At 64.1% G+C, this 25796-nt stretch carries 23 protein-coding genes and 1 tRNA gene; 12 read left to right on the forward strand and 12 right to left on the reverse strand.

Translation table 11 applies throughout. The features are described 5' to 3' along the window. Positions 1-12: 12 nt before the first annotated feature. Positions 13-909: an RNA polymerase sigma factor RpoH gene (gene rpoH / locus JQ604_RS12760; RefSeq protein ID WP_212357746.1), complete on the reverse strand. Its 897-nt coding sequence runs from the start codon at positions 907-909 to the stop codon at positions 13-15. 216 nt (positions 910-1125) lie between these two features. Continuing rightward, entirely contained in the window at positions 1126-2139 is a 1014-nt protein-coding gene (locus tag JQ604_RS12765) for an RluA family pseudouridine synthase (RefSeq protein ID WP_249158215.1), read from the reverse strand. Positions 2140-2153: 14 nt separating this feature from the next. On the opposite strand from JQ604_RS12765, the gene JQ604_RS12770 reads away from it, so the two are divergent. The 3 genes from JQ604_RS12770 to JQ604_RS12780 all read left to right on the forward strand — a co-directional run bounded on the left by JQ604_RS12770 (position 2154) and on the right by JQ604_RS12780 (position 5156). Further along, entirely contained in the window at positions 2154-2495 is a 342-nt protein-coding gene (locus JQ604_RS12770; protein ID WP_212357747.1) for a hypothetical protein, read from the forward strand. A 141-nt stretch (positions 2496-2636) separates the two neighbouring features. After that, positions 2637-3278, forward strand: a complete 642-nt coding sequence (locus tag JQ604_RS12775; protein WP_212357748.1) for a ubiquinol-cytochrome c reductase iron-sulfur subunit — start codon at positions 2637-2639, stop codon at positions 3276-3278. A 150-nt stretch (positions 3279-3428) separates the two neighbouring features. Beyond that, the gene (locus tag JQ604_RS12780) at positions 3429-5156 is read left to right on the forward strand and encodes a methanol/ethanol family PQQ-dependent dehydrogenase (RefSeq protein WP_212357749.1); all 1728 of its coding nucleotides are present in this window, start codon (positions 3429-3431) and stop codon (positions 5154-5156) included. A 333-nt stretch (positions 5157-5489) separates the two neighbouring features. Here JQ604_RS12780 and JQ604_RS12785 read toward each other — a convergent pair whose 3' ends face one another. Together JQ604_RS12785 and JQ604_RS12790 are read right to left on the reverse strand one after the other, a co-directional pair. After that, complete coding sequence (locus JQ604_RS12785) at positions 5490-7805, reverse strand: xanthine dehydrogenase family protein molybdopterin-binding subunit (protein WP_212357750.1); 2316 nt, start codon at positions 7803-7805, stop codon at positions 5490-5492. A gap of 1 nt (position 7806) precedes the next feature. Beyond that, entirely contained in the window at positions 7807-8259 is a 453-nt protein-coding gene (locus tag JQ604_RS12790) for a (2Fe-2S)-binding protein (RefSeq protein WP_212357751.1), read from the reverse strand. 709 nt (positions 8260-8968) lie between these two features. On the opposite strand from JQ604_RS12790, the gene JQ604_RS12795 reads away from it, so the two are divergent. Further along, positions 8969-9043 (forward strand) — tRNA-Glu (locus tag JQ604_RS12795). 53 nt (positions 9044-9096) lie between these two features. Here JQ604_RS12795 and JQ604_RS12800 read toward each other — a convergent pair. Continuing rightward, positions 9097-9816 carry a hypothetical protein gene (locus tag JQ604_RS12800; RefSeq protein WP_212357752.1) on the reverse strand — a complete coding sequence of 240 codons (720 nt, stop codon included), beginning with the start codon at positions 9814-9816 and terminating at the stop codon, positions 9097-9099. A 719-nt stretch (positions 9817-10535) separates the two neighbouring features. Between JQ604_RS12800 and JQ604_RS12805 the strand changes: the two genes are divergently transcribed. From JQ604_RS12805 to JQ604_RS12815, 3 genes are all read left to right on the forward strand, one after another. Next, entirely contained in the window at positions 10536-10853 is a 318-nt protein-coding gene (locus tag JQ604_RS12805; protein WP_212357753.1) for a hypothetical protein, read from the forward strand. Positions 10854-11605: 752 nt separating this feature from the next. Continuing rightward, positions 11606-11800, forward strand: coding sequence for a type II toxin-antitoxin system HicA family toxin (locus JQ604_RS12810; protein ID WP_212357754.1), 195 nt, complete (start codon positions 11606-11608; stop codon positions 11798-11800). Then, positions 11797-12198, forward strand: coding sequence for a type II toxin-antitoxin system HicB family antitoxin (locus JQ604_RS12815; protein ID WP_212357755.1), 402 nt, complete (start codon positions 11797-11799; stop codon positions 12196-12198). Before JQ604_RS12810 ends, JQ604_RS12815 begins: the two co-directional genes overlap by 4 nt. 76 nt (positions 12199-12274) lie before the next feature. Here the strand turns inward: JQ604_RS12815 and JQ604_RS12820 are convergent, their stop codons facing one another. From JQ604_RS12820 to JQ604_RS12840, 5 genes are all read right to left on the reverse strand, one after another. Continuing rightward, positions 12275-13477: a LysM peptidoglycan-binding domain-containing protein gene (locus tag JQ604_RS12820; protein WP_249158216.1), complete on the reverse strand. Its 1203-nt coding sequence runs from the start codon at positions 13475-13477 to the stop codon at positions 12275-12277. Between the two features lie 260 nt (positions 13478-13737). Then, a complete protein-coding gene (locus JQ604_RS12825) occupies positions 13738-14157 on the reverse strand; it encodes a CBS domain-containing protein (RefSeq protein ID WP_212357757.1) in 420 nt (139 codons plus the stop codon). An 87-nt stretch (positions 14158-14244) separates the two neighbouring features. Continuing rightward, positions 14245-14715 carry an aminoacyl-tRNA deacylase gene (locus JQ604_RS12830; protein WP_212357758.1) on the reverse strand — a complete coding sequence of 157 codons (471 nt, stop codon included), beginning with the start codon at positions 14713-14715 and terminating at the stop codon, positions 14245-14247. Positions 14716-14959: 244 nt separating this feature from the next. Beyond that, the gene (locus JQ604_RS12835; protein ID WP_212357759.1) at positions 14960-16483 is read right to left on the reverse strand and encodes a malonate--CoA ligase; all 1524 of its coding nucleotides are present in this window, start codon (positions 16481-16483) and stop codon (positions 14960-14962) included. After that, a complete protein-coding gene (locus JQ604_RS12840) occupies positions 16476-17873 on the reverse strand; it encodes a malonyl-CoA decarboxylase (protein WP_212357760.1) in 1398 nt (465 codons plus the stop codon). Before JQ604_RS12840 ends, JQ604_RS12835 begins: the two co-directional genes overlap by 8 nt. A gap of 205 nt (positions 17874-18078) precedes the next feature. Here JQ604_RS12840 and madL point away from each other — a divergent pair, with 205 nt between their 5' ends. The 4 genes from madL (at position 18079) to JQ604_RS12860 (ending at position 22474) form a co-directional block, all read left to right on the forward strand. After that, the gene (gene madL / locus JQ604_RS12845) at positions 18079-18546 is read left to right on the forward strand and encodes a malonate transporter subunit MadL (protein ID WP_212357761.1); all 468 of its coding nucleotides are present in this window, start codon (positions 18079-18081) and stop codon (positions 18544-18546) included. 3 nt (positions 18547-18549) lie between these two features. After that, positions 18550-19314: a malonate transporter subunit MadM gene (gene madM / locus JQ604_RS12850; protein WP_212357762.1), complete on the forward strand. Its 765-nt coding sequence runs from the start codon at positions 18550-18552 to the stop codon at positions 19312-19314. Between the two features lie 3 nt (positions 19315-19317). Then, entirely contained in the window at positions 19318-20016 is a 699-nt protein-coding gene (locus JQ604_RS12855; protein WP_249158217.1) for a GntR family transcriptional regulator, read from the forward strand. A 136-nt stretch (positions 20017-20152) separates the two neighbouring features. Then, entirely contained in the window at positions 20153-22474 is a 2322-nt protein-coding gene (locus tag JQ604_RS12860) for a molybdopterin guanine dinucleotide-containing S/N-oxide reductase (RefSeq protein WP_212357763.1), read from the forward strand. Positions 22475-22483: 9 nt separating this feature from the next. Here the strand turns inward: JQ604_RS12860 and JQ604_RS12865 are convergent, their stop codons facing one another. Together JQ604_RS12865 and JQ604_RS12870 are read right to left on the reverse strand one after the other, a co-directional pair. Next, positions 22484-22660 (reverse strand): hypothetical protein, encoded by a 177-nt coding sequence (locus tag JQ604_RS12865; RefSeq protein WP_212357764.1) that lies wholly within the window; start codon positions 22658-22660, stop codon positions 22484-22486. An 85-nt stretch (positions 22661-22745) separates the two neighbouring features. After that, entirely contained in the window at positions 22746-23219 is a 474-nt protein-coding gene (locus JQ604_RS12870) for a MarR family winged helix-turn-helix transcriptional regulator (RefSeq protein WP_212357765.1), read from the reverse strand. A 153-nt stretch (positions 23220-23372) separates the two neighbouring features. Between JQ604_RS12870 and JQ604_RS12875 the strand changes: the two genes are divergently transcribed. Next, entirely contained in the window at positions 23373-25286 is a 1914-nt protein-coding gene (locus JQ604_RS12875; protein ID WP_212357766.1) for an FAD-binding monooxygenase, read from the forward strand. Positions 25287-25796 lie beyond the last annotated feature (510 nt).

Raw genomic sequence — 25796 nt, forward strand, 5'->3', positions numbered from 1 at the left:
TCGTCGCCGCCTTTAGTGCGCGGCTTCGAGCGCTGCTTCCTGGCGGGCGATCGTGCCCTTGACGGCCGACTGCACCTTCTCGAAGGCGCGGACCTCGATCTGCCGCACGCGTTCGCGCGACACGCCGAACTCGGCGGCGAGGTCTTCCAGCGTCATCGGCTCATCCGCCAGGCGCCGCGCCTCGAAGATGCGGCGTTCGCGCGGGTTGAGCACGTTGATGGCGCCGGACAGCGCCTGGCGGCGGTGATCGAACTCCTCGCTCTCGGCCATCACGGCCTCGGCGTTCGGGGAGTTGTCGACCAGCCAGTCCTGCCATTCGCCGGCTTCGCCGTCGTCGCGGATCGGGGCGTTGAGCGACGCGTCGCCACCGAGGCGGCGGTTCATGTCGATCACGTCCTGATCGGTCACGCCGAGGCGCTTGGCAATCAGCTGCACCTGGTCGGGGCGGAGATCGCCTTCGTCCAGCGCGCTGATCTTGCTCTTCGCCTTGCGCAGGTTGAAGAACAGCTTCTTCTGGTTCGCGGTGGTTCCCATTTTCACGAGAGACCAGGAACGCAGGATGTACTCTTGTATCGACGCCTTGATCCACCACATGGCATAGGTGGCGAGACGGAAGCCCTTCTCGGGCTCGAATCGCTTCACCGCCTGCATCAGGCCGACGTTGCCTTCCGAGACGACCTCGGAGATCGGCAGACCGTAGCCGCGATAGCCCATGGCGATCTTGGCCACGAGCCTGAGGTGGGAGGTGACGAGCTTATGCGCCGCGTCGCGATCGTCATGCTCGCGCCAACGCTTGGCGAGCATGTACTCCTGCTGGGGTTCCAGCATGGGGAATTTGCGGATCTCGGCGAGGTATCGGGAAAGACCGGACTCTCCATTGAGGACCGGTAACGTAGCTGTACGGGCCATTCGTGCGCCCTCCAGTGGTTCAGGCCCCCGATAGCGGCGGGCCCGGCAGACGGCCGCTGTGTTAAAGCCGGCCCGGCTGCGATGTTCCGCGTTGGATATTCAACGCAGGTGCAACATACACTAAACGGCCCGTGATAGGGAAGGATTGCTGACGTCACGTCCCCGTGTGGCAGCTATAACCTATTGTCATAACAACGATTTTCCGAGGGGCGTGCGTCATACGGCCGCTGCCAGCGCAGCCTGCAGGAGAAGCAAATCCTCCGGCAGGGGCGCCTCCCAGTGCAAAAGTTCCCCGGTCCGGGGATGTTCCAAAGCCAGCAGATAGGCGTGCAGGGCCTGCCGGCCGAGGGCTGATAGCGCCGCCTGGGCCTGCGGTCCGAGATGGCCGGCCTTGGTCTTGAAATGCGGGCCGTAGACGGAGTCGCCCATCAGGGGATGGCCGATATGGGCGAGATGGACCCGGATCTGATGGGTCCGTCCGGTCTCCAGCTGGCAGGCGAGGAGGGCTGCGACCGGCTTGCCGTCGCGCCCCGTAAAGCTCTGCTGCAATTCGAAATGGGTGATGGCCTCGCGGCCGCCCTGGCGCACCGCCATTTTCTCGCGGGCGTGCGGGTGGCGGTCGATCGGCGCATCGACGGTGCCGTGCGGGCGGTTCGGCACGCCCCAGGCAAAGGCCATGTAGCCGCGCTGCATCGGGCCGGTGCGGCCGTGGTCGGCGAATTGCGCGGTGAGCGACTGGTGGGACTGGTCGTTCTTGGCGACCACCATCAATCCCGTCGTGTCCTTGTCGAGCCGGTGCACGATGCCCGGCCGCTTGACGCCGCCGATGCCGGACAGGCTCGCGCCGCAATGGGCGATCAGCGCGTTGACCAGCGTTCCCGTGGCGTGCCCGGCGGCCGGGTGGACCACGAGACCGCTGGGCTTGTCGATGACGATGATGTCGTCGTCCTCGAACACGATATCGAGCGCGATGTCCTCGCCTTGGGGTTCGGCCGGCGCCGCCTCGGGCACGTCGATTGTGATCGTATCGCCCTTGGCGACATGATAAGCGGGGTCGCGGACGGGGGTGTCCCTGACGGTCACGGAACCGGCCAGGATCAGCGCCTTCAGCCGCGATCGCGACAGTTCGGTTTGACGCTGCGCGAGCACGCGGTCGAGCCGGGCCGACCCCTCGTCGCCCTCGACGATGACTTCCAGCTTCCGGCCGTTATTCGAAGAGATCTGTTCCAAAGAAGAGCCTTGTGATGACCGATACGACCGCCGTGCCCGAACCGACCCCCGAGCAGGCCGCACTGTTTGCGCGGGTGCGGCGGATGATGCTGATCGCGGGTATGACCTCGGCTCTCGCCGTGGCCGTCGTGTTGATCGCCGTGGGCTACCGCCTTTATCGCGGCGAGGGAAGCCCCAGTTCCGCATCGTCAGACATCACGGCGGCCCTGCCGAAGGGCGCCAGGATCGTCTCGACCGGCGTCGCCGGCGATCGGCTGCTGGTCACGCTCGATGTCGGCGGCGCCACCGAAATCCGCGCATTTGATGCAAAGACGCTGAAGCCGGCAGGCTCGCTCAAATTCGTCAGCGAACCCTGAGACGCGTTTCTGCTGCAGTCGCGCAGCAACCCTCGCGCGATGCGATCAACCAAAAGCTGTAAAGTTATTTTTATGCATGCCGCAGCGCACGCGTGTGCACGTCGCCATGATTTTGGCTGAGTTGCACGTTCAGCTTGCGTCATGTCGGAAGTCAATCTCAGCGTCCCAATCAACAACAGCAACGACGCCGATCCCGAAGTTCCATCGGATCCGACGCGCCGCGCGCTGCTGACTGCGCTTGCAGGCTGCGCCTGCCTTGCGACGGTCGCGCCCGCACTCGCCGATGATGAGGCACCCGGCAGCAGCGATCGTCCGCAAAAGGCCGATCTGCTGGTGCGCGCGGAAGGCGACAAGGCCGGCGAGGTCATCAAGGCTGACGATCTCAAGCTCGGTGGTCCTCCCTTACGCGCCTGGCCGAAGGATCCGAAGACCTCAGTGGTGCGCAAGGGCTCGCGGCTCAACGAGCTCCTCATCATCCGGCTCGATCCGAACGAGCTCGACGATTCCACGCGCGCACGTGCGGCCGACGGCATCGTCGCCTATTCCGACATCTGCTCGCATGCGGGATGTCCGATCACGATGTGGGTGAAGCAGGCCGAAGGCGACAAGGACGTCTTCAAATGCGCCTGCCACAATTCCGAGTTCGATCCGCGCCAGGAGGCGCAGGTGGTGTTCGGCCCGGCGCCGCGCCGCCTCGCGGCGCTGCCGCTTGCGATCAATGACGGTGCGATCACCGTCGCCGCCGCGTTCGTTGGAAAGGTAGGTGCCCAGCAGGGAGGATGAGAGGGCAAAGGGATTTCTGCACGACCGCGAGCATGATCCGGAAAAGTGTGAAGCGGTTTTCCCTCGCGACAAACGCGGAACGCGTTTGCGCGGGAGATCATGCTCAAAAAACGAACTGAAAAAACAACCAGAGCAGGGAGGTAGCATCTCATGACAAGGAAGCAGTGGTTATTGTCGGGCTGTGTCGCGTTCACATGCCTCGCCCCGATATCAGCGGTCGCTGGATCAATCGAAAATTACAGCCCGGTGACGTCAGCGCGTCTCGAAAATCCCGAACCCGGCAACTGGATGCTCTATCGCCGGACCTATGACGGACAGGGTTACAGTCCGCTCACCCAGATCAACACGTCAAACGTCAAGGATCTGACCCCGGTGTGGACCTTCTCCACCGGCGTGATCGAGGGCCATGAGGCGCCGCCGATCGTCAACAACGGCGTGATGTTCGTTGCCACCCCGATGGGGCAGGTAATCGCGCTCAACGCCAAGACGGGTGAGGAGTATTGGCGCTACAAGCGGCAGCTGCCCGACGATCTGTTCCAGCTGCATCCGACCAGCCGCGGCGTCGGGCTGTGGGAAGACAAGCTCTATTTCGCCACCACCGATGACCACGTCGTCGCGCTCGAGGCCAAGACCGGCAAGGTGCTGTGGGACACCAAGGTGCAGGACTACAAGAAGGGGCAGTATCTGACGCTGATGCCGCTCGTGGTCGACGGCAAGGTGATCGTCGGCGGCTCCGGCGGCGAGTTCGGCGTGCGCGGCTATGTCGTCGCCTACGACGCCAACAGCGGCAAGGAGCTGTGGCGCACCTTCACCGTTCCTGCCCCCGGCGAACCCGGTTCCGAAACCTGGAGCGGCGACGACTGGAAATCCGGCGGCGGATCGGCCTGGATGACCGGCACCTACGACAAGGACAACAAGACCATCCTGTGGGGCGTCGGCAATGCCGCACCGTGGCCGGGATCGATGCATGCCGGCGACAACCTCTACACCAGTTCGGTGATCGGCCTCGATCCGGAGACCGGCAAGATCAAGAAACACTTCCAGTATCACCAGAACGATTCCTGGGACTGGGACGAGGTCGACGCGCCGATGCTGGTCGACCTGCAGCGCGACGGCCGCACCTTCAAGAGCCTGATCCATCCCGGACGCGATGCGATCTTCTGGGTGCTGGAGAACAAGCCCGACAAGATCAACTACGTCTCCGGCTGGCCGTTCGTGAAGACGAACGTCTGGAAGGGCATCGAAGCCGAAACGGGCCGACCGATCGTCGATCCCGACCATAAGCCCGTGCTCGGCAAGCGCGTCGAGTTCTGCCCGTCACTGTGGGGCGGCAAGGACTGGCCGTCGGCGGCCTATAGCCAGAACACAAAACTCGTCTACGTGCCCGCCAACGAAAACTTCTGCGGCGGTTTCACCGGCGAGAAGCAGCCGCTGGTTCCCGGCCAGCTCTGGCTCGGCACCAAGCCCGAGGATATCGGGCTGACGCCGGCGCCCGGCGCCGATCATTTCGGCGAGATGCAGGCCTGGGATCCGGCGACCGGCAAGAAGGTCTGGTCGCACGGCTTCAAGACCTCGCAGCTGTTCGGCTCGGTGACGGCAACCGCAGGCGATCTCGTGTTCGCCGGCGGCACCAACGACCGCATGTTCCGCGCCTTCAACGCCAAGACCGGTGACGTCTTGTGGGAGCAGAAGACCAACTCCGGCATCATGGGCATGCCGATGTCCTACGAGGTCGACGGCACGCAATATGTCGCGATCCAGTCCGGTTGGGGCGTCGATGCGCAGCGCATCCAGGACGCGCTGGCCGGCAAGGTGCCGGGCTTCGAGAACAACGTGCCGCAGGGTGGTGTTGTCTGGGTCTTCGCCCTGAAGAAGTAGACACGACACAGCAGCGGCGCGATGGGGAGGCGGCGGACCATGGGTCCGCCGCTTTCCGTTTGTGGGGTGTTCGTTTCACCTCTCCCCGCTCTTTGCGGGGAGAGGTCGGATCGCCCTCGGGCGATCCGGGTGAGGGGCTGTGCAGGACGTTGCCATGCAATTGGCCTCTTCGACTCCTCGAATTGATCAGTCGGCACACAGGCGAGCTTGGGTCGATAGTGTGCCTTGCCCCTCACCCGCCGCCTGCGCTGCGCTCCGGCGTCGACCTCTCCCCGCGAAAGGGCGGGGAGAGGTGAAGCATCACGAGCCTTCACTCCACCTAACGTTCCACTCCTACGCCTCCAGCTGCTTGCCGATCGGAAGCGCGCGGATGCGTTTTCCGGTCGCGGCGAAGATCGCGTTGATCAGGGCCGGAGCGAACGGCGGCACGCCGGGCTCGCCGACGCCGCTCGGCGGCGTGTCCGGTCCGGGCGGCACGATGTAGACGTTGGTCACGGCAGGCGACTCGTCCATCCGGATCACCGGGAAGTCGTCGAAATTACCCTGCTCGACCTTGCCGTCCTTGAAGCTGATCTCGCCATATTTGGAGAGGCTCAGCCCCATGATCGCCGCGCCCTCGAGCTGCGACTGGATGCGCTCGGGGTTGACGTAGGTGCCGCAATCGATCGCGGTGTCGACGCGCGGCACCGAGAGCTGGTGCTTGTCGTCGATGGCCACCTCGACGATGGTCGCGATGTAGCTGACGAACGAGCGGTGCACCGCAATGCCGAGGCCGTGGCCCTTCGGCACCTGCCGTCCCCAGCCGCCCTTCTCGGCCACCAGCTCGACCACCTTGCGCAGGCGCGCGGTGTCGATCGGGTAGCTGTCATAGGGCTCGCCGTAGTTCCAGGGATCCTTCACCGATCCGAGATTGACGATGCGGGGCGAGCCGATCAGCTCGAGCAGCATGTCCTTCGGGTCGCGTTTGGTCGCAAGCGCGATCTCCGCCACCATCGACTGCACGGCGAAGGCGCGCGGGATGTTCGAGACCGAGCGGAACCAGCCGATGCGGGTGAACGCCGCAGCCTCCGGATTCTCGCATTGCAAATTGGCGATCTCGAAGGGATTGTCGATCAAGCCCATGCCGAGCTCGAACGCCGCCTCGTGGTTGGCGCCGGCGGCAAAGGTCGAGGCGATGGTCGGCGCCACGCTGCGATGCCGCCACGCGATCACCTTGCCGCTCTTGTCGAGGCCGGCCTCGATCCGCTCCACCGACACCGTGTGCAGGAAATCGTGACGGACATCGTCCTCGCGCGTCCACTGCACTTTCACCGGCGCGCCGAGCTCCTTCGACAGCAGCACGGCCTCGAGCGCGAAATCGCATTTCGATTTGCGCCCGAAGCCGCCGCCGAGCAGCGTGACGTTGACGGTGACATTGCCGTCGGGAATGCCGAGCGTCTTGGCGACATCCTCGCGGGTGCCGCCCGGGCTCTGCACGGGCGCCCAGACCTCGCACTTGTCGCCCTGGACGTGGGCGACCGCGACCGGCGGCTCCATGCTGGCATGGGCGAGATGCGGCAGATAATATTCGCCGGTGATGACCTTGTCCGCGCTCTTCAACGCCGACTCCACATCGCCTTCCTTGCGCACGACCAGGCCGGGTTTTCGCGCGGCCTCTTCGAGTGACGCACGATAGCTGACCGAATCGTATTTGGCGTTGGCGCCGTCATCCCAGACGATCTTCAGCGCGTCGCGGCCCTTGATCGCCGCGCCGGTGTTGCGCGCGATCACGGCCACGCCGCCGAGCGGCTGGAATTTCGACGGCCACGGCCAGCCCTTGACCTCCATCACCTTCTCGACGCCGGGCACCTTCATCGCGGCGCTGTCGTCGAACGACTTCAGCTTGCCGCCGGTCACGGGCGGCCGCGCGATCACGGCGTATTTCATCCCTGATAGCCGTATATCGGCGCCGTAATGCGCCTTGCCGGTGGTGATGTCGTGGAGATCGACGATTCCGACCTGGCCCTTGCCGAGATAGCGGAAGTCCTTCGGGTCCTTCAGCTTGAGGCCTTCGACGCTCGGCACGGATTCTTTCGCAGCATCGGCGGCAAGCTCGCCAAAGCCTGCGCGGCGTCCGCTCGCGCTGTGCACGACCTCGTGGTTTTGCGCCTTCACTTCGCTGGCCGGCACGCCCCACTTCTTGGCCGCGGCGGCTTCCAGCATCGAGCGCGCCGAGGCGCCGATCTGGCGCATCGGGATCAGATAGTGCCGCGTGCTGCGCGAGCCGTCGGTGTCCTGGTTGCCGAACTTGACCTCGTCGCCATGCGCCTGCTGGACGCGGACGCGCGACCAGTCGGCTTCCATCTCCTCGGCGACGATCAGCGGCAGGCTGGTGCGGACACCGGTTCCCATTTCGGAGCGGTGCGCGACGATGGTGACGATGCCGTCGGGCGCGATCGCGACGAACACCTTCGGATCGACCACGGTGCCATGCGGCATCTTGCCGGCGCCGGTCTCATAGGCGAAGGCCTGGCGCGACATCACGGGCGCCGCGAGCACGAAGCCGCCGGCGATGCCGAGGCCTTTGAGGATGCTGCGGCGCGATACGTTCTCGACCTTCACATGCTTTTCGAAGCCACGAAGCTTTCCGGGATTGGTGCGGATGTTCATGTCACACCCCCGTCGATGCGAGATGCACGGCATTCTCGATGCGCTGGTAGCAGCCGCAGCGGCAGATGTTGCCCGCCATCGCCTCGCGGATCTGGTCATGCGACGGCTTTGGGTTGTCCGTCAGCAGCGCCGCCGCCTGCATGATCTGGCCGGCCTGGCAATAGCCGCATTGGGGAACGTTGACCTGGCGCCAGGCCTTCTGCACCGGATGATCGCCGGTCGGATGCAGGCCCTCGATGGTGGTGACCTCGCGGCCGACCACGTCGGAGACCGAGGTGATGCAGGCGCGCACCGCCTGCTTGTCGACGATCACGGTGCAGGCGCCGCACAGCGCCTGGCCGCAGCCGAACTTGGTGCCGGTCAGCCCGGCCTCGTCGCGGAGATACCACAGCAGCGACAGATCGGGGTCGCCGTCCCAACTTTGTTCCTGGCCGTTGATTTTGATCTTGATCATGGTCTGTCCTCGCTCTGCTTAAGCTGTTGACCTCTCGCGGCCCGCGGGACGGAACACACTTCCAGTCCCCCGCGCGGCCAGCGCTGATTTTTGTTTGCCAAGATGAGGGTATGCCGATGCGTCTGGCGCCAGAATCGTCTGCGTCGGGCTGCGCTGTGTTCCAGGCCTCCTCTTGCTTCTTGGGCGCCTCAGCGCCGCAGCACGGTGAATGCTGCGAACGCTATCAGACGTTGCGGCGCCGGTGACTTCACAGGGGAGTGTTTTGTATCTGTTTGTCAAAAGCGGGGCCGAGTGCGTGACGACGTGATGCACGGCAGCGCGGTGCGGGCGCGCCGGCGACGCTGCGGCGGCGGTAACGCGCGGCGGGCAGGGGCGAGGGGGGCGCAGGGCTATCCACGAGTTCGCTTCGCCTCTCCCGCTTGCGGGGGAGGCCGACGCGCTCGAAGAGCGTGGCGGGTGGGGGCTGTCTCCACGCAGGCACTCCCGATGCGGAAGCACCCCCACCCCAACCCTCCCCCGCAAGCGGGAGAGGGGGCACAACGCCGATGTCGCAGCACCTCGCGCCTCATATGCGATTGCTGCCTCGCGGAGGTGGGTTTCCGGCCCGGATTCGCCCCAGACCATAAAGGATATGCCGACAAAACCCCGCCGCAGCGCACAAGGCATCTTGCGGCCAGCCGATTTCAAGGCTATTGCCTGACCCCTCAACGCTCCCTTCGTCTAGCGGTTAGGACGCGGCCCTCTCAAGGCTGAAACAGGGGTTCGATTCCCCTAGGGAGCGCCATGATCGCCGATTGGAGCCGTCTCTACGATCTCCTCCGCTTCCGTCACGTAAGGTCAGGCCTCATCGGCATGATCGAGATAAGCGAGGCGATCCATGACGCCATCCGAAAGCCCCACCTTGTAGACGGCTTCAGCAAAGTGCCTGTGCTCCGCTATCCGGCTCAGGTCGCGGTCGGCCAAACGACGCGGGAGCAGCATGCAGACCTGCTCGAGCATTTCGATCTTGAACGGAACGTTGACGCCGGCGGTCATCGAGAACGGCCCAGGGGTGAGCAGCCTGGTTGCGATCAATTCTCCTTCGCCCATCGAACTCTCGAGCCCGATGTCGAGCAGCCACACCTTGGCGTTGCGGAGAATGTCGGTGGCGATCAGGCCGACCGTTTCATGACGCTGTTCGACCAGAAGTATTGCAAACTGCGACCCGCGCATTGCATCCAGCATCAGCCGTTCGTCGGACTGTGCTTCAAACTTGGCTGACTTCGCGTAGCGGTCGATCGCCCGCGAACGATCCGGCGGCGCGGTGTAGATAGCGAGGTCGTAGACGTAATACATTTCGTCGGCGTGATCGAGAAGCAGCGTCTTTCCTTGCGCCAATCCGAGCCGCCGCGCTTGACTGAGCAGTGTGTCAGTGGAAATGGAGTCGAGAACTCCTTCGTGAAGTTTTTTCGAGATTTCCCGCAGGCGAAGATAGCGGGCAAGAATGTCGTCGCGTCTTGAGGGCGTGTCGTCGCCCCAAGGCAGGCTTGCCTGTTGTTGGACGAGAGGAAGGGCCATGCAAGTCTCCGAGAGAGGCCGCCAGTCTCGCCATCGTTAACGTTCCGTGCTGATTCGCGGAACGGCAATTCCTCTGCATGACGGTGCACAAAGTTCCGAAGGGCGCGCCACCGGTCCGAGTAGATAGCTCAGTGGGACTACGGTGAGTCCAGCACATTCGATTGACAGATTGACGTACTTACAGTGCACTTAATTAGCTAGCTCGGAGATGTGCATCGGCTTGGCGCATCTGTGCACTGTCATCGTAATTCTGCGGCTTTTTTGGTTTTCCATACCGCTTGGAATAGGGCGTCACGCTTCGGCCAGTGTCGCTTGGCGAAACGCATTCCTGCATTTATTAACTGCGGCTCAATCGCCCAAAAAGGTTTTACATCTTTTGCGTGCATGATAGAATAGTGCAATTATTTTCCCTGCGCTCACTCTTTGATCAAGAATCTTGAGAGATGCGTTGTTCCGCGCTCTAAGTGGTGCGTTGATTGCACTGTTGGTGACGGGTCGCGCCATCCACCCCTTGCAGTAGATGTTACAGGTGTTTCGGCCTTCAACATTGTCAAACGGATACGTTGCGAAGCTTGGCAGGCGATCTTCGCCTGCGCTGTCAATTGGCTGGCCGCGGCTCGAAAATCATAACGAAGAGGACAAGGCGATTGGCTTTGAAATCAAGTAGCTATCGGCAACTGGCTCACTTTCAGATGGCGTAGTTATTGGAGAAACGGGTTATGAACGAAACACACACAAGGTACGCCTTCTTCGCCGTCGTCGCGGGGCTCGTGGCTCTTATCGGCTTCGCCGGATTCGTGATCTATTTTAAGAGCGACAAGATATCTGACGTTACGGCTTTGGTCTCATCAGTCGGAACCGTAATTGGCACCATTATCGGAGCCTATTTTGGAGTTGCTGTCGGAGCAGCAGGTAAAGCGAAGGCTGACCAAGATAAGGACAAAGCCCAAGCGCAGGCCAACGTGCTGGCAGGTCAAATGGATAAGACGCTGTACAGTCAAATAAGGAACGACAATCTTAAATTGTTCTCCGAATAACTATCTCCGTGATCAATAGACGCCCCCCGCGACTTCAAGTAAGTCGAGAAGAATTAGGGGGGCTTATGGCGAAGCGTGGCCAATGAGTCGTCGCCTAGTTAACCGCATAACAGCGCCTGGTGTCATAGGTGGCGGCGGCCTTATCGAGCAAGCACACCCAAGCTCGTTTGCCCTGTTGCATAGTCAAGATGACGGTCCCGTCATTGAAAGTCGCTGTGGAGACGATCTGTGCTCCTCCCGCGATGAGCGAAGCAGCGACTCCCTCCGCATTTGCAGGCACGATACCGACAGCGCAAAGACAAAAGGCGGCGGTGATAATCGATCTCATGGAAAGCTCCGTCGTGTGCAATCTTGGGATGTGAGCATAATTGGAACGTGCCTGTAAAGGACGCGTGCGTCCTGCCGCGGCTTCGGTTCAACATGTGCGCAATTGCGGTGGCGGTGCTGGACTGGCACCGTAACTCGAACTGCGCGATCAACTCCAGCGCGTTTGCCTCCGCCAAGCCAGTCTTGAGCCGGCTATCTCCCATCGACCAGATTGACGCCGATCCCGTCCGCGAGAATGACGAGGTCCGCGTACACGGCGTTGACGGACAGCAGATCTTGCGGAGCGCTCCCCGCGGCGAGATCCGAAACGCTCGCCAAGAGGCTGGAAAAGTGACTTCGACGGCACCCCAAAGGACCGCCAGGTCGTGCATAATAATGCGCATCAATGATTGACCGTACCCCGTCTCCGGATTACATGGTGAGCCATGGGTAACGAGACCAACACCCGGAAAATCGTTGCCCGGCTTGTGCGTGAAGGCTGGCGGAAGCTCCACGGCGGAAACCATGACAAGTTCGAGCATGACGCCAGACCCGGCGTCCTCTTGATTGTCCCGCGTCATCGTGAGGTTTCGCCGGGGGTGGCGCGTGACATCGCCAAAAAGGCGGGATGGATTCGATGACCCAGTATGTCGGCATTCTCGACGGTCACGGCAAAACCTATGGCGTGAGGATTCCGGACCTTCCCGGTTGCTACGGTGCGGGCCGGTCCCCGGAAGCGGCGCTGACGGATGCCATGTCAGCAGCCCGTGAATGGCTGACCCATCGTGCGACAAGGGGCGAGGCCTGGCCCAAGCCCCGCACCATGGCGCAGATCGTCAAGGCAGAGGAAATCGATCCGGCGGCGAACGAGGTCGCCGTTCTTGTTCCCGTGGTTCTGGACAAGGGGCGCACAGTGCGCGCCAACCTCACCCTCGATGCGGGATTGCTGGAAGCCATTGATGTGGAAGCCGAAAAGCGCGGTCTGTCACGATCCGCCTTTATTGCCAGTCTTGCCCGTGAGCGGTTGGAGACGATCTGAGGAATCTGCGGCGCCTCCCGAATGCGCGGCGCAGCGCTGACGGATGCCGTGTCAGCCGCCCCGGCGCGCCCCGGCATCACTGCGTCGGCAGGACGATGACTTGTCCGGGATAGATCAGGTTGGGATTGCGGATCTGCTGCCTGTTGGCCCGATAGATCACCGCGTAACGCTGCCCCGCGCCGAGCGCGCGCTGGCTGATCCGCCAGAGACTGTCGCCGCGGGAGACGGTGGTCGTCGCGATCTTCGGCACCACCACGGCGGATGATGAGCCCGCGTCCGGTACAATGGCTGAAGTTGCGGCCGCGAGCTGCGGCGCGGCCATCGCGCGGCCGGAGGACGCCGGCTGCGTCGGAACGGACGCCGTCGTCAGCGTGTCGGGAACGTTGAACGGCACCTCTGCGCGTGCGTTGACCTTGCCGGAGCCGGGCTCCACCTCGTCCAACCGGACCCGGTAATTGCCGGCCACCACGCCCTTGTTGATCGTGACGGAGAGGCGGCCGCTGTCGTCAGCCTTGGCGGATGCAATCAAGCTGTCGTTGAGATAGAGGTTGACCGAAGCACCCGGACGCGCCTGACCGCTGACATGGAGCTTTCCGCCCGGCTCGGTCTCGATTGCCTCGATGGCCAGCTTTCCGCCCGCCGTCGCCGCGGCCGGAGGCTTCGACAGCACCTCGATCGGCTTGTCCGGTGTCATCAGCGCGACCATCGGCCGTTCCTTGGCCGCAGCTTCGAGCGCCACCGCCACGCTCTGTCTGGACGTGATTTCCTTGCCGTCGGGCTGCCTGACACGCAGGGTCAGGTCGTAATTTCCCGGCGGAAGCGGACGCGGCACCATGACGAACTGTCCGGATTGATCCGCCACCGCGCGATCATGCACCTCGCCATCGCGCAGCAATTCCACCGTTGCGCCCGGTGCGGCGCGGCCGGCGACGACGGTCTCGCCCGTCTTTTCGATGTTGACGATGTCGAACGCCGGCACCGCGCCGCCGCCGGGCGGCGATGGGGAAGGTGCCGTCAGTGCGTCGGCCAGCGCGGCAGCCTCGGTTCGCGCCTTGGCGAGCACGGACTTGTCCTGATCTGGCGCGGCGGCAGAAGGTGCGGATGGCGCAGCCGTGATGGGGGCTGCAGCCGTGCGTGCTGCAGTCATAGGCGCTGCGGTCTTGGGTTGAGTGTCCACCGCCGGCGCGTAGGTTTGACGGATACCGAACAGGAGCGCCGCGGTCCCGCCTGCGACAAGCGCGATATACGGTATGACCATTTTCATCGTTGTGGCGCTCATGATCGTCATCCGCTGATGAATTCCCGCGCGCTGTCTGCGCGCAACCCTGCAACACTGGTGGTGAGAATCCCAGGGAATCTGCTCCGATTTGTTCCGGCCATCAAGTCGAATGAAAGGACTACTCCCGTCGGTCAGCCAGACTGACCCGACGGGTTTCCGCTGCGCGATGGCTGCCTGCCAAGCAAGCGCCTGGGCTCCCCTCGACGCCTGTTCGAGCGGCGGTCGCGAGCGGAGCCTTGGCCTTGTTTCCCGGCCGTGTTTCAGTGATGCGCCGAAACGCTCCTGACCGTCTCGGTCAGCAGATCACCTGACGTGGAATGGCTGACGTCGCCCAGACTGATGATGCCGACCATCCGCTTGCTCTTGTTGATCACCGGCAGCCTGCGGACCTGCAACTTCTCCATATGATGCATCGCCTTTGCGAGGTCATCGTCGTCCCGGCAGCAATGGATGCCCTCGGTCATCACGTCGCGCGCCGTTGCGCGGCCGGGATCGAAGCCATGGCTCGCGAGTCCTTTGCAGACGATGTCGCGGTCGGTCACCATCCCGACCAGCCTGTCGTCCTCGCCGATCGGAATGCAGCCGATGTCCTGCGCCCGCATCAATTTGGCAAGTTCGGTGATTGGGGTGTTGGGGCTGACCCAGTCGACGCCCTTGTGCATCACGTCTTTGACTTTCATGGTGGAGCCTCCGTTCGTGGGTTTCAGGCGCATTGATGCAATGCAGCGGCCTCCCATCGCAAAGACCCATCGGCCGCGACCAAATCCTCAATCGCGCGCGCTGAAGCGCCCGTGCGGCGCGTTGGCCGTCAGACGCGAAAACTGCGCGTGACCCATATGCAGCAGCGTCTTGTGATCGCCGGCCTCCATATAGATGTCAGGCTGGGCCTCGATGCTGTCGTCGACGATGATATCCAGCCCGTAGCATTTTCCGACGGCAGGAACCGCTCCGTGCGTACAGTCGCTGAACAGCCGATTGATCTCGGTTTCATCGGCCATATGGACATTGTCGCCGAGACTTGTCCTCAGGTCCGCCAGGCGGAGGTGATGCGATGCCGGCAGGATGGCCAGCATGTATCCACCGTCGCGCCGCAACACGATGCCCTTGGCGAGGCGGTCGCCCGGGATATGGCATGCCTCGGCCGTCCGCGTGGACGTCATGCTGAGTTCGTGCGGGATCACCTCGTATTGGATGTTTTCAGCGGCGAGGTATTTCTGGAGCGTGGGAGCAATGGTCATGACGTCACCTCCGATGCGGAATGCAAACCATCCACCGTGAGGTCTTCCCCCGCAGACCCTCGCCAAACGATGGGCGGCTGCCTGGTCACAAGCCCAGCATAGGCCTTCCAACCGCAAGCCGCAATTCGTCGCTGCCTGGCTTGCGGGATAGTCCGGACGCACATGCGACAAAAGACCCGCATTCTTGCGCGTCGGCCGCGGACTGAGGCCGCCCGTCCTGGCGGCCTCGTTCATCGCGGAGGGCCTAGCCGGCCTTGAAAGTCGTGTCGTACTTCTCGCGCAAATCCTTCTTCTGAATCTTGCCCATCGCGTTGCGCGGAATGTCCGTGGTCACGAACACGCGCTTCGGCTGCTTGTATTTCGCAAGGTCACCGGCGATTGCCGATTGCACCTGTTTCTCGTCGAGTTGCGCGCCGGGCCGCGGGGCCACGACGGCGACGACCGCCTCGCCGAAGTCGGCATGGGGAACGCCGATGACGGCGCATTCGGCAACGCCGGGGATCGCCTCGATCGCGGCTTCGACCTCGGCGGGGTAGACGTTATAGCCGCCGGAGATCACGAGATCCTTGGCGCGCCCGGAGATGAAGACGTAGCCCTTGGCATCGACGTAGCCGAGATCGCCCGAGATGAAGAAGCCGTCGCTGCGGAACTCCTCCTTGGTCTTCTCCGGCATGCGCCAGTAGCCCTTGAACACGTTCGGCCCGCGAATGTCGATCACGCCGATTTCGCCCTGCGGCAGAGCTGCGCCGGTCTGCGGATCCGCGATGCGGATGTCGACGCCGGGCAGCGGGAAGCCGACGCTGCCTGCGATGCGCTCGCCGTCGTAGGGGTTCGACGTGTTCATGTTGGTCTCCGTCATGCCGTAGCGTTCCAGGATGGCGTGGCCGGTGCGTGCGGAAAATTCCTTGTGGGTCTCGGCCGACAGCGGTGCCGACCCCGATACGAACAGCCGCATGTGCCGCGCTGCGGCTGAATCGAAGTCGGAGCGGGCAAGCAGCCGCACGTAGAACGTCGGCACGCCCATCATCACGGTCGCCTTCGGCAGCAGTCGCATCATCCCGTCGGCGTTGAAGGCCGGCAGGAAGAGCAGCGAGCTTCCGGTCATCAGGGTGATGTTGATCGCCACGAACAGGCCGTGGGTGTGGAAGATCGGCAGCGCATGCAGCAGCCGGTCGTCCGGCATGAAGCGCCAGGTCTCGCGCAGCGTGCTGGCGTTGGAGGCGAGATTGCGGTGCGACAGCATCGCCCCCTTCGAGCGGCCGGTGGTTCCTGAGGTGTAGAGGATCGCCGCCAGATCGTCGCCGGCTCGCGCGACGTCGACGAATTCGGTAGACGCGCTCGCGGCCTTGTCGGTCAGCGTGCCCCGGCCGTCCGGGCCGAGCGTCTCGACATGCGGCAGGCCAAGATCGCGCGCCAGCGACCTCATCTCGTCGAGCCGCTGCGGGCTGCAGACGAACACCGCAGGTTCCGCATCGCCGAGGAAGTAGCGCAGCTCGGCCGCGGTATAGGCGGTGTTGAGCGGCAGATAGACGGCGCCGACGCGCAAGGTCGCAAGATAGAGCAGCACGGCTTCCGCAGTCTTCTCGACTTGCGCGGCGACGCGGTCGCCCGGCTTGACGTCGAGCGCGCGCAGCGTATTTGCGAGCTGGCCGGAGCGCGCGAGCAGGTCCGCATAGGTCAGCACCGAACCATCGGGGCGTTCGAGGAAGACGCGCGAGCGGTCGTGGGGGAAGCGGGCGGTGAAGAGGGTGAAGAGATTCTCAGACACGACGGTTCTCCGAGATGACGAGATCAGGGGCGAGGGCGAGCAGGTGGGTCTTGATGGCGTCCGAGGCGACCACCGTGCCGGAATTGGCGAAAGCCTCGTGATTCTCTTCGATGAAGCGCAGGTCGTAGAGATAATTGACCATCAGGCCTTCAGCCTCGCGCAGGCCCTTGGGCGAGGTGTCGCCGAGCCAGTTCAGCCGTTCCAGCCGTGCGCCGTTGCCGAGATGGAAGCGCGCGACCGGGTCGACCGGCTTTCCGCTGCTAGTCTTGGCATGCACGTAGTAGAAGGCCGCGAGGTTGAGGATGATCGGACGCAGCGCGCTGCGCAGCGCGGGATCGAGGTGCCAGTCCTTCTCCTTGAGCGGCGCCAGGGCCGATGCATCGACATTCGCGAGGCCTGCCGCCTTCGGGTCAGCGGCGACGCGCTTGAGCCAGCGCGCGAATCCCGGTGCCGGCGACAAGGTCACAAAATTCTTCAGCGACGGCACGTCCCGCGAGATGTCCTGCACCACCTGCTTGATCAGGAAATTGCCGAACGACACGCCTTTCAAGCCGGCCTGGCAGTTGCTGATCGAGTAGAACACCGCTGTCGTGGCGTGCTCGGGCAACAGGGTTGTCCGATCCTCGGCGAGGATGTCCTGGATCGATCCGGGAATGCCCGAGGTCAGCGCGACCTCGACGAAGATCAGCGGCTCGTCGATCAGCGAGGGGTGGAAGAAGGCGTAGCAGCGCCGGTCCGGCGGCTGCAGCCGGCTGCGCAGATCGTCCCAGCCCTTGATGGTGTGCACGGCCTCGTAGCGGATGATCCGCTCGAGGATGTCGGCCGGCGTCGACCAGGTGATGCGCTGCATCACCAGGAAGCCGCGGTTGAACCATGAATAGAACAGGTGGACCAGATCGTCTTCGACGCAGGCGAGCGCAGGATCGTTGTCGCCGAGCTTGATCAGATCCTCGCGCAGCGCCACCAGCGCGCCGGTGCCGCCGGGCGCGAGATTGAGGCGGCGAAACAGCTCCTGCCGCGGCGGCTCGACGGCGCGGATCAGCCCGCGCAGTCCCTCGGTATCGGAGGTCTGCTCATAGGCGGCCCAGGCCTGCTTCAGCCGCAGCTGGTCCGGCCCGAAATCCTGCGCCAGCGCGTGGAAGAAGTCCTTCTTCTGCTCGCCCGACATCATCGCGTAGCGGTCCAGCACCTTGCCGGCGAGCGCGACGCCGGAGGCCTCGCCGCGCTCCGACAGCAGCGCGCGGCACAGATCCTCGATCCGCTCCGCTTCCGGCGCGGTCGCAGCAGCACGGGCCGCGAATGCGGCCAGCCGCAAGCTGCGCTTCTCGACCAAGGCGCGGCCGCGCTCCGCGATGCGCGCGAACATGTCCTTCAGCACGATCCCTGTCATTGGCAGACCCTTTTGACTGCTTTGGTGCGTCCGTGTGTATGCGGAAGCCCGTCTGATTGGCAATTTTGTATACGATATTGACTTTCGTGTCAATTATTGTATTCATAACGGCACAAGTAAGATGAAATCGCATTCAGGGAGGGTGTTTTATGGTCGTTTTGTCGACAACAGCCGGGCTGCCTCAGGGAATGAAGGGGCGGGTCCAATGACGGTATTTGGCGTCGCTCTGCTGGCCGTCTGCACACTGATCGGTGTGTTCATCGGCGATCTCTTCGGCGTGGCACTTCACGTCAAAGCCAATGTCGGCGGGGTCGGCATCGCGATGATGCTGCTGATCGCCGCCCGGGTCTGGCTGACGCGGCACGGTGGCCTGCCGCCCGGCATCAAGCTCGGCGTCGAGTTCTGGGCCACGATGTACATCCCGATCGTCGTCGCGATGGCCGCACAGCAGAACGTGGTTGCCGCCGTGCGCGGCGGCCCGATCGTCGTGATCGCTGCGGTTGCCACCGTCGCGCTGTGCTTCGCCGCCGTCGCCTTGATCGGCCGGCTCGGTCGCGATCGCAAACACGAGGCCGAGGTCGAGGGCGAACTCGAGCGCGGCGGCAAGGTCATTGCCGGCGCGTTTCAGCCCGGCGATCCCGAACATCCCACCGCGACGCCCAAGGAGGTATGAGCCATGCTGCACATGATCGAACATGTTTTCATCGAACAGAGCCTGGTTGCAGCCTTCGGCGTGGTCGGCGCCGTGATGTGGCTGTCGCTGGCGATGTCCCGGCGCTTCACCGCCGGCCGCGTCCATGGCTCGGCGATCGCGATCGTCTTCGGGCTGGCGCTTGCCTATGCCGGTGGCCTCATGACCGGCGGCCAGAAGGGATTGGCCGACGTTCCCGTGTTCGCCGGCATCGGCCTGATGGGCGGCGCCATGCTGCGCGACTTCGCGATCGTGGCGACCGCATTCGAGGTCGATGTGGTGGAGGCGCGCAAGGCCGGACTGCTCGGCGTGCTCTCGCTGGGGCTGGGCACGATCCTGCCCTTCATCGTCGGCGTGCTCGTCGCCCTGGCGTTCGGCTATCACGATGCGGTCAGCGTCACGACGATCGGCGCCGGCGCCATCACCTACATCGTCGGCCCGGTGACGGGCGCAGCCCTCGGCGCCGACTCGACCGTGATGGCGCTCTCGATCGCGACCGGCGTGCTGAAGGCGGTCATCGTGATGGTGGGTACCCCGCTGGTCGCACGCATGATAGGTTTGGATAATCCACGCTCGGCCATGGCGTTCGGCGGCCTGATGGGCACAGTCAGCGGCGTGGCCGGAGGGTTGGCTGCCACCGATCCGAAGCTGGTTCCGTATGGCGCGCTGACGGCGACGTTCCACACGGGAATCGGTTGCCTGGTGGGTCCTTCCATCTTCTATCTGGCGATGCGTGCTCTGATGGGGTGAATTTTGGAACGTGCAGGCGGCAATGATCCATCGGCTGGCGGAGAGGAGCCCGAGCTGCTCTCCGACCAGATCCGGAATGTCCTGACCGACGAGATCGCGTCAGGCGCGCTGCCGCCCGGCATGGGTCTCGATGAGCAGGAGCTCGCCAACCGGTTCGGCGCGTCGCGAACGCCGGTCCGCGAGGCGCTTCGCCAGCTTGCCGTGACCGGCCTCGTCGAGATCCGTCCGCGCCGCGGCGTCATCGTCACCCAGACCACGCCCGAACGCATCATGGAAATGTTCGAGATGTCAGCGGAGATCGAGGCGATGTGCGTGCGGATCGCCACCTACCGGATCACCCCGATCGAGCGCGGCCGGCTGATCGAGATGCATGATGCCTCTGAAGCGCTGGTGCAGCGCAGCGACATCGACGGCTATGACAAGTTCAATCGCGAGTTTCACGAGGTGATCTACGGCGCGACCCACAACGCCTTCATGGCGGAGCAGGCGCTGACGATCCGCAACCGCCTGAAGGCGTTCCGCCGCACCCAGCTCCGTCACGGCTCCAGGCTGGCGCGTTCGCGCGAGGAGCATGAGGCGATCCTCAACGCCATCGCGCAGGGCGAGGGCGATGAAGCCTCGCGCCGGATGCGAGCCCACATGCTCAACGCCGCCAGCGCCATCGGCCGCTACATCGCGACGCAGACGCGGAAGGACGTGTGATCGCGGGAGCATGACGTTCTCGGCACGCCATGCCGGACGCAACTTCAGTCTCTCGTCAAAGCTCCCCGATTCTGGCCATATAGCTGTGACAGGGATCGGCGTCTGCCGGCGTTGCAACAAGAATAAGGACGTCACGATGAGCGAGACCATTGGTACTGCCGATCCCGGCGTCGATCTGTCCGATGGCTTCAAGCCGCACACCTCGCATTGGGGCGTGTTCTCGGCGCGGTATGGCAAGGATGGGCTCGAGGTTCGCCCCTATGCCGGCGATCCCGATCCGAACCGCATCATCGACAATTTCCCCGGCGCCTTGCGCCATCAGGCGCGGATTGCAAAGCCGATGATCCGCCGCGGCTGGCTGGAGCGCGGGCCAGGTCCCGACGATCGGCGCGGCCGCGACGAATTCGTTGCGGTCAGCTGGGACAAGGCGCTGGATCTGCTCGCCGGGGAGCTCTCGCGGATCCGCGACACGCGCGGGCCCGGGGCGGTGTTCGGCGGTTCCTATGGCTGGTCGAGCGCGGGGCGCTTCCATCACGCGCAGAGCCAGGTGCATCGCTTCCTCAATTTTGCGCTGGGCGGCTATGTGCGCTCGGTGAACACCTACTCGTCGGGTGCGTCGTCCGTGCTGCTGCCGCAGATCCTGACCGGCTACGAGGACATCACCAAGCGCAACGTCACCTGGGAGCAGATCGCTGAAAAGACCGACATCGTGCTGGCGTTCGGCGGCATGGCGCTGAAGAACGCGATGGTGGCGGGCGGCTCGATCAGCAAGCATGTCGAGCGCGGCGCGATGGATGCAGCACGCCGTCGCGGCTGCGAGTTCGTGCTCGTCAGCCCGCTGCGTGACGACCTGCCCGTCGAGGCCGGCGCCGAATGGATGACCTGCGTGCCCGGCACCGATACCGCGCTGATGATCGGCATCGTCCACACGCTGGTGACGGAAGGCCTGCACGATCAGGCCTTCCTCGATCGCTACACCCAGGGCTGGCCGGTGTTCCTGCGCTATCTCACCGGTGAGGTTGATGGGCAGCCGAAGCATGCCGAATGGGCCGCCGTGATCTCTGGCATCGATGCGAACACGATCCGCACGCTGGCGCGCCGGCTCGCCGGGCGGCGCGCGCTGATCACCGTCTCGCATTCCCTGCAGCGCGCCGAGCATGGCGAGCAGCCGGTGTGGATGGCGTTGGTGCTGGCGGCAGCCCTCGGCCAGATCGGTCTGCCCGGTGGCGGCTACGCCTATTCGCTCGGCGCCATCGGCTATTACGGACGGCGCGTCAATGCGGTCGCGGGGCCGACCTTGAACCAGGGCCGCAACGGCGTCGCCGATTTCATTCCGGTGGCGCGCATCGCCGACATGCTGCTCAATCCCGGCACCAGCTATCGCTACAATGGCGAGACCCGGACCTATCCCGACATCCGCCTCGTCTATTGGGCCGGCGGCAATCCGTTCCACCATCACCAGGACCTCAACCGCCTGCGCAAGGCGTTCGCCACGCTCGACACGCTGGTGGTGCACGAGCTCGCCTGGACTGCGACCGCGCGGCATGCCGACATCGTCCTGCCCTGCACGATGACCCTCGAGCGCGAAGACATCGGCTACTCCACCAATGATCCTCTGATGGTCGCGATGCACCGGATCGCCGAGCCGTATGGTCTGGCGCGCGACGATTACGAGATCTTCGCCGATCTCGCCGAGCGTCTCGGGGCGGGGGAGGCCTTCACCGAAGGACGCACCTCGCGGCAATGGCTGGAGCATCTCTACGCGCCGACCCGCGCCTCGCTGGAAAAGCAGGGGCTGCCGGCGCCGAGCTTCGACGAGTTCTGGGAAGCCGGCAGCCTCGTCGTGCCGCAATTCGCTGACGACGGCGGCTCGCTGCGGCGTTTTCGGGAAGATCCCGTCGCCCGTCCGCTGCCGACGCCGAGCGGACGTATCGAGATTTTTTCGGAGAAGATTGCAGCCCACGGCGACGCGGATTGTCCCGGCCATCCGGTCTGGCTTGAGAAATCAGACGTGCCCGATCCGGCCTCGCCATTCTTCCTGGTCGCCAACCAGCCGGTGACGCGCCTGCACAGCCAGCTCGATTTCGGCGGCCATTCGACGGACGCAAAGCATCGCGGCCGCGAGGTCGCGCGGATGAATCCGCGTGACGCCGGGGCGCGCGGCATTGGCGATGGCGACATCATCCGCCTGTTCAACGCGCGTGGCGCTTGCCTGGCCGCGGTGCGCGTCACCGATGGCATCGCGCCCGGGATCGTCCAGCTGCCGACCGGCGCCTGGTACGACCCGATGGACCCGGAAGAGGAAGCGTCCCTCTGCGTGCACGGCAATCCGAATGTGCTGACGCGCGACGTCGGCACCTCATCCTTTGCGCAGGGCTGCACCGGGCAGCTTACGACCGTGCAGGTCGAACGCTTCACCGGCAATTTGCCGCCGATCCGAGCGTTTGATCCCGCATAAGGGAGAGCTTCAATTGAGGATCGGCGAAGCCTTGTCGTAGAGCTTGACGATGGTGAACGGCTTATATTGACGGCGGCCGGTGGCCATCCCGGAAGCCGCGTCTCGTCCGCCTGACGCCTGGTCAAGCTCGGCGTCGCTCAGGTGGGCTGCTTCAGAAAGGCATTTTGCAAGCTGTTGCTGTGCCATGTGTCGTCGCTCCTCGCCATCGATGCACGCGGCTTAGCCGAAGCTTGGGACATGGTCCGTGACGTAGCTCACGCGCTTCTCGTGGTCAGGCCCGTTCGGCCGCCGTCTCCCGCAACGGTGCGCGGCTGAGCTCGTTGCCGGCGGAGATTGCCTTCTGCAGCAGCCGCATCAGCTGCTCGGCTTCCTTCTCGTTCAATCCGCGCAGCAGCGTCCGCTGCGCCGCTTCCACCGCGGGCGTGATCGCCTGCAGCGTTGTCTTGCCCTGGTTGGTGATCTCAAGCTCGCGGGCGCGCCGGTCGCGCTTGCTGGCGCGCCGCGCGATCAGGCCCTTCTGCACCAGGCGGTCGACCACGCCGGTGATGGTGGTGCGGTCATAGGCGATCAATCCCGCCAGCGTCGCCTGATCGATGGCAGGATTGAGCTCGATCGCCGCCAGCGCCGCGTATTGCACCGGCGTCAGGTCGAATCCAACAGCCTCGACCTCGGCGAGGAACACCGCCACCGCGATCTGCTGGAAGCGGCGGGCCAGATGGCCGGGCATCTCGTTGTTGTCTTTCACCGAACGCTCCCCAATCGATCCGATATTGACAAGTATACTGATGATCAGTATGCTGATCAATATCAAAAACGGGCGGCGGCCGGAAATGGGCCAAGCCCAGATCGAGATCGCGCCGGGCACCGTCCGCGCGGCTGAAGACGGAGGAAACGTCTCATGCAATTCCATCTCAACGGCTTCGAGCCTGGTGACCCCGAGATCGCCGATCCCGTCGCACGCGTGCTCCCCTCGGGCACGCCGGGCACGGTCCCCGAGGAGGTCGATGTCCTGATCGTCGGATGCGGCCCGGCAGGTTTGACGCTGGCCGCCCAGCTCTCGGCCTTTCCCGACATCAAGACCTGCATCGTCGAGCAGAAGCCCGGCCGCCTGCTGCGCGGCCAGGCCGATGGCGTCGCCTGCCGGACCATGGAGATGTTCCACGCCTTCGGCTTCAGCGAGCGCGTGCTCAAGGAATCGTACTGGGTCAACGAGACCACTTTCTGGAAGCCGGACGGACGGAACACACAGCACATTGTGCGCAGCGGCCGGGTGCAGGACGTCGAGGACGGGCTGTCCGAGTTTCCGCACGTCATCCTCAATCAGGCGCGGGTGCATGATTGCTTCCTCGACGTGATGCGCAAATCGCCGGGCAGGCTCGAGCCGCATTACGGACGGCTGCTGCTCGATGTCAGCACCGATGCTGCTGTTGGCACCGACGATCACGCGGTGACGGTGAAGCTGGAGCGCGTCGATCCCGGCCACGAGGGCGAGATCGAGACCGTCAAGGCGCGCTACGTCGTCGGCTGTGACGGCGCGCGCAGCACGGTGCGCAAATCGATCGGGCGCGAGCTGCAGGGCGATTCCGCCAACCACGCCTGGGGCGTGATGGATGTGCTGGCTGTGACGGATTTCCCGGATATCCGCTTCAAGTCGTTGATCCAGTCGGCGAGCGACGGCAGCATCATCATCATCCCGCGCGAGGGCGGCTATCTGGTGCGCCTCTATGTCGAACTGACAAAACTCGATGCCGGCGAGCGCGTGGCGAGCCGCCACATCACCGCGGATGATCTGATCGCGAAGGCGCGGAAGATCCTGCATCCGCACACGCTCGACGTGAAGGAGATCGCGTGGTGGTCGGTCTACGAGATCGGCCAGCGTCTGACCGACAAGTTCGACGACGTGCCTGATGACGCGATCGCGACGCGCCTGCCCCGCGTGTTCATCGCCGGCGACGCCTGCCACACCCACAGCCCGAAGGCCGGGCAGGGCATGAACGTCTCGATGCAGGACGCCTTCAATCTCGGCTGGAAGCTGGCCTCCGTGCTGCGCCGGCAGTGCGCGCCGAGCCTGCTGCACAGCTATTCGGCGGAGCGGCAGGCCGTCGCGAAAGAGCTGATCGACTTCGATCGCGAATGGGCCGAGATCCTCGCATCCGCCAAGGGCAAGGAAGCCGATCCGGCCGAGACGCAGCGCTACTTCGTCCAGCACGGCCGCTACACCGCCGGGACCGCGACGCATTATCGTCCGTCCAGCCTGACCGGCGGCTCGAACCATCAGCAACTGGCCAAGGGGCTTCTGATCGGCACGCGCTTCCACTCCGCGCCGGTGATCCGGCTGGCCGATGGCAAGCCGATGCACCTCGGTCACGTGGCCAAGGCCGACGGCCGCTGGCGCATTTACGCTTTCGCCGGAGCGGGTGATCCTTCGGCTGCTGACTCGGCAATGCGCTTGCTATGCCATTTCCTCTCCGAGGACCGCAATTCACCCGTCAAGAAATACACGCCTGATGGCACCGACATCGATTCGGTGATCGACGTCCGGGCCGTGTTCCAGCAAGCGCACACCGATCTTGCCGTCGAGACGATGCCGCTGCTGTTGCTCCCCCGGAAAGGAAAGTACGGCCTGATCGACTACGAAAAGATGTTCTGTCCTGATCTGAAGAGCGACCAGGATATCTTCGCGTTGCGCGGCATCGATCGGAAAGTTGGCTGCATGGTGATCGTGCGCCCGGATCAATACGTCGCGCATATACTGCCGCTCGATGCGCACGCGCAACTCGCGGCGTTCTTCGATGGTTTCATGGTGAGGTGAGCATCCTGCTCGGGCTCCCTCTCCCGCTTGCGGGGGAGGGCGGGGTGGGGGTGTCTCCGCATCGGGATTCCCTGCGCGGAGAGAGCCCCCACCCGCCGCGCTCTTCGAGCGCATCGGCCTCCCCCGCACGCGGGAGAGGCGAAGCGAGCCCGCGGGCAGCTTCCCGATAAAGCCAGCGCTCCCGCTGACATTAGACTGCTGATTTGCCCGACGGCGCAAGACCCCGGCGCAAAAATATTTCGCCTTGCATGAATTTCTGATTATGCTATATACGTGCCCATCTCACCCACTGAGGGGCGTTGCGCAATGTCACGAACGCGGGCTGGGATGCGGTGGACGCCGAACGTGCGATGGACATGCGCGCGCAAGGCGGACGGCGAAGTCGTGTGGGCCTGCCGCCCCGATGTTGGTGGTAAGCCCGTGAGAGGCCCAAAGCCGATCGCGGATGATGGTGGCACAAAAGCAGAGTCTCACCAGGGCGAGCACGTATAAGCCGTAAAGCCATCGCGC

The organism is Bradyrhizobium jicamae (assembly GCF_018130695.1).
In the GTDB taxonomy this organism is placed as follows: domain Bacteria; phylum Pseudomonadota; class Alphaproteobacteria; order Rhizobiales; family Xanthobacteraceae; genus Bradyrhizobium; species Bradyrhizobium jicamae_B.